The organism is Spirosoma sp. (assembly GCF_048594605.1).
Taxonomy (GTDB): domain Bacteria; phylum Bacteroidota; class Bacteroidia; order Cytophagales; family Spirosomataceae; genus Spirosoma.
Genome location: NZ_JBMDWV010000217.1, coordinates 1 through 4,187, shown reverse-complemented (window position 1 = coordinate 4,187; position 4,187 = coordinate 1). Strand labels below are relative to the sequence as shown.

Below are 4,187 nucleotides of genomic sequence, written 5' to 3'. Positions count from 1 at the left end.
AGCTCGTGCAGATCAACAAACTGTATTACAACAGTTTTGCCAATCGAATGCTATACCCCTGCAAAATTTCGGCAACATCGATGCCGATAGTGAGGTTGGCAAACAGATTATTCATTATGCGCAATTAGGCAAAGGCTTATCGGAGTATGACTTCCTGGAGCGTATGTTGATGGAGCGGGAAATTGAGCAATTAGTAACCGAAGAGAGTAATGCAGGTCATTGACGATAGACGGGCAGCGGCACAACGCAAATATGGATTTGACGTAGGTAAAACAGGGGCTTTATTGCTACTTGAAGTTGATGAAGTTGGTAGCCGCTACCAAACGCTTATTGAACAGGCAACAGCTGGTATCGGAAAGAGTCAGCAACCATTACTAACCGATAACCCAAAGGCGGCTTTCTGGTATGGTGTGGGTCGTAGTGGAGTTTGGACTTTACCAATCATGCTTCTTATTGCTGTAGTGAGTTGGTTTTACTCTGAACAGCGGAACTATAAGGCAGTTAAAGCTACGTTAGACAAGTACCCAAATGCCGCCGAGTTTCAGTTTCTAATGCAATTGGGCCAGTTGGAACGCTCAGAAGATGGCGGTTTAAATTTAATTCTCAGGGCTGCTCCGTCAAAAGGTAATATTGAAGCGGGTAAACATTATGTGTACAACAGCGACTGTAAGTGTGTCAGAGTACCATTGCACTACTGATTGTAATGTAATAGAGAGCTTCTATTAGGCCCTTTTGAGTTGAAGTATCCTCCAGACATACGCCTGCTCAACTTTATCAAACGATAGCAATGCTTCCCCTGAAACAGTTTCTTCTAACATTTCAGCAACTGTTTTAATAACGCCAAAATCTTTAACGTTGACGCGCCTTAATAGCCCACTGAAGATTTTAAACACTTTATCAGAAGGAACTTTCTTATTTGGTTTTACTACAGAATAGCCCATCCTTACCAGTATATTCTTCCAAACGAAGAGCGACAAAATCACCTGGTTGTACTCGTAACATTCGTTGCTAATATTTGAAATGAGATTTATAGAGATTTATAATTCAATTAATTACGCTATAATTACTTATTATATAACTGTCCATACACGTATATATGAAATACCTTCTACTCCTGTTTTTACTGGTATCGACTGCTAAGAGCTTCGCACAGGTTGGTAAGAAAGCAGTGACAAACAAAACAGTCTGTGATGATCCAGCAGTCGTTGACAATTTTTCGCAGACTAGTGACCCTGACAGATGGCACGATTATACCGTTGGCCCGACAAAGGTGTGTAATACCCTAGAATCAGCCTCATGCACGAAGGAGATGGTTTATGCTATGCTACTTAATAACGCTAGCTTAATAGCACCAGGAGCTGAACCTATTGTAGTTGTTAACTGCGGCCTATATATGGTGAGCATGCTGAATGTTTCTGGCCCTATTAGAGTTAGAACGAATTACGCAAACCGTACTATCGAGAATTTCACAATGCAGGGGCATACATTACATCCTGGAAAAGTAACTCACAAAGTTGAACAGATTGGCAATGATGTATATCTTACTACAAGAGGGGTAGGTAACGGAAAATGGCCCCTTGTTTACACAAACATTGTGTCCACTAATTTCACTTGGAAACCATTGCATGTAATATTTAGGCAAGTAATAGCTGATCGCCTAAAAAAATCATTCATACCTAGCGAAATACAGGCTCGCTGGATAAGAAAACCTGCTGACGGAGACGAACCGTCAAGTAATCAAAAAAATACATCATATCCTTGTGGATTTAATTGGACAGCTTGGAGTAACATATCCGCCGTGGATAAAGCTGCAATGAGAAAAGTGATGGTGCCTGATTCAGATGGAGGATTTATTGGAAGCCTTCTACAGTATATCATCGATCAAACAAATAAGGGAAACAGCATTAAGGTTGCCCGGCATGATTTCTATGAAAAGCAAGGCCCAGGTTATTTAGTATATATTGAGTATCCTCAACCTATGTATGGGGCTAAAGGCCGAATTGAAGTTTATGAAGATCTAGGGAAAAAATACTTGTTCCCACCTTCAAATGTTATTAATAATCTTTGCTCTGTACGTCCTGCTAGCAATAACCAAGGTATTTTAGGGGAAAGCGGACAGCAGGAGTATTTCACGAACACTTCTTTATTTTTTGATAAGACATATGAGGCTTTCTTAAAGGAAACAAAACAAACAGTGACTGTGTCCAATCTTGCAAGTACTAATAATACTGGACGCTTGGGAGCTGATTCTCCAGAAGAACTAGCTAAGCTGTTACTGAAATGCCTAAAAACGAATGATAAAGCGACTTGGATGCGTTGTCTTCACCCAGATGATACAGTAGAAACGGATGACGTGTCTGCCAATAAATTTGACCGGCATCGTGAAATGCTCACTTCAGAGGGCATTACGAACTGGTCTTCGGTTCAATTTAGCCGACTGACATACCCTCTTCGACCAATGGGTGGTAGCAAGGTTGACCCAAATAAAACAGTTCCTTTTTCAAGCGTTGAGTTTACCTACAAAAACGAGGAGTTTGTTGGAGTAGTAAAAATGGGAACCTTCTCATTCTACGAAGGTAAATGGCTGGTTTGGTTTTGTGGCTGGCCAGAAGATGATCGGGTGGTACGACAGATGCGTCGTTGATAGATAAAACGCTATTTGAGTTTTCGTGCGAATATTTTCTGATCTCTACACGGAGAATCTAAGCCGATAAGCTGTATTCAATATTTATTCTTAATTGAGATATACGTATTAAATCGCTGATGGTCAGTTTTTACCTAGAGCTATATTCGCTTACTGAATAAATCCGCCCGTTTAGCTAAAGTATCCCATTGAGATAAGTGTGGAATTGGATTTCACGAATGGCACTATAAATTATTTTTAAGGCGAAACGACGCTATGGTAGTCGGCGAATCGTGGCCGAACTCTAAGACCAGGGCTACCAGATAGGTCGTCAGCAGGTACGAATATCAATGAAATTATCTGGCTAACAGGGTAGACCAAATGCCCACCGGGCCTGACTAGGTTTGGGTCAGCGACATACCCTACCTGCTTTTTTCGAATAGCGGGTTGGCCTACTTGGGGAGTTGGATGAATCTATTTTCGCGCTGGATTGTTGCCTGGCGCGTCGATGATAATATGGAAGACCCGCTAATCCTGCTGCCGTTGTGGGCGGCACAAAAAGCTCGTCAGTCTGCTGCTGACCTCATTGGTCACTCTGACCGAGGCGGGCAATATATCTCTAATGAGGTGCAGGAACTGGTGAGTTTGTGGCGAATCAGGACCAGGTCATGCTGGGCCGACGACCCTTACGATAATTCGTTTGTAGAGTCGTTCCGGAGCCGCCTGAAGGCGGAGTTATTAGAAGGCGGGTGCTTTTTAAGCGCGGAAGTTTTTGAGTATATCGAATGTTATTACAATCGAGTGCTTTCCCATTCGTCGCTGGGCTATTGAAACCCTAAACAGGTTGAGAGTGAGTATCATACAAAACTTGTAAGTTGAGTGTGCCACTAAACCAAATAAACCCATAGCAATGTCTGTAATCAATAGCAGTCAAAGAGTTGTTAACCTTATTCTTTTTGCGTTTCGCATTTTAGCAATTGGCTTTCTAATCGGTTTTATTTTGCCATACAAAGCAGCGGAGATAAGCGGGGTATTGTACGATAAGGATGTGAGAACTAAGATTGAGAATGATAAAAGAATAGATGTAAGCAAGACACTGCAACGTCAAACCGATAATACATTTTTTTTATTAAAGACACTACAAAAGGTTGATAGTGTATTGTTGACACTTAAATCAAATAGTCTTAATAATGACAATTTAGAAAATTCTTTAAGGTACCGAGATTATATTAAGCAACTATTAAATGAAAAGAAGCAACTGCTACGCATTGGTGGATTTTACTTAGGTAGTACAATGCTACTTTGGCCTATGACTCTCACTTTTCTTGGATGGCTTGTGTTTCTAGCCAAACCAAAAGTTGACTCTAATGATAAGATAAATTTCTTGGGTATTATCCGGCTCTTTTTCGGCCTATGGCTTACTTATAGGTTACCTGTGTGGCTGCGCAATAGCATTTTTTCAGGAGGGGATCGCAAATACTACGGACATGCTAATTTTGACATCGATTTGCTTGGGTTTATTGTTCAGGAGTTCCAATGTATTTGTATTGTAATTCTTCTGGTG

General features: G+C 41.1%; 4 protein-coding genes and 2 pseudogenes. 5 read left to right on the top strand and 1 reads right to left on the bottom strand.

The features are described 5' to 3' along the window. Both ACOJS8_RS13730 and ACOJS8_RS13725 read left to right on the top strand, forming a co-directional pair. Positions 1 to 223: pseudogene (locus tag ACOJS8_RS13730) on the top strand (hypothetical protein); the annotation flags it as partial. Further along, positions 210 to 698, top strand: coding sequence for a hypothetical protein (locus tag ACOJS8_RS13725; protein ID WP_420149112.1), 489 nt, complete (start codon positions 210 to 212; stop codon positions 696 to 698). The pseudogene ACOJS8_RS13730 and the gene ACOJS8_RS13725, both read left to right, overlap by 14 nt. Positions 699 to 722: 24 nt before the next feature. On the opposite strand, the gene ACOJS8_RS13720 is transcribed toward ACOJS8_RS13725, so the two are convergent. Then, complete coding sequence (locus ACOJS8_RS13720; protein WP_420149111.1) at positions 723 to 941, bottom strand: hypothetical protein; 219 nt, start codon at positions 939 to 941, stop codon at positions 723 to 725. A 155-nt stretch (positions 942 to 1,096) separates the two neighbouring features. Here ACOJS8_RS13720 and ACOJS8_RS13715 point away from each other — a divergent pair, with 155 nt between their 5' ends. The 3 genes and pseudogenes from ACOJS8_RS13715 to ACOJS8_RS13705 all read left to right on the top strand — a co-directional run. Then, on the top strand, positions 1,097 to 2,644 hold the full coding sequence (locus ACOJS8_RS13715; RefSeq protein ID WP_420149110.1) for a hypothetical protein: 1,548 nt from the start codon (positions 1,097 to 1,099) through the stop codon (positions 2,642 to 2,644). 393 nt (positions 2,645 to 3,037) lie between these two features. Further along, positions 3,038 to 3,454 (top strand): annotated as a pseudogene (locus tag ACOJS8_RS13710) (DDE-type integrase/transposase/recombinase); the annotation flags it as partial. A gap of 79 nt (positions 3,455 to 3,533) precedes the next feature. Further along, positions 3,534 to 4,187: hypothetical protein (locus ACOJS8_RS13705; RefSeq protein ID WP_420149109.1), on the top strand; the 654-nt coding region annotated here is incomplete at its 3' end.

Excerpts from the sequence above, each read along its gene's own strand:
- ACOJS8_RS13720 (WP_420149111.1), bottom strand. The coding sequence starts at position 941 with ATGGGCTATTCTGTAGTAAAACCAAATAAGAAAGTTCCTTCTGATAAA.
- ACOJS8_RS13715 (WP_420149110.1), top strand. The coding sequence starts at position 1,097 with ATGAAATACCTTCTACTCCTGTTTTTACTGGTATCGACTGCTAAGAGC.
- ACOJS8_RS13725 (WP_420149112.1), top strand. The coding sequence starts at position 210 with ATGCAGGTCATTGACGATAGACGGGCAGCGGCACAACGCAAATATGGA.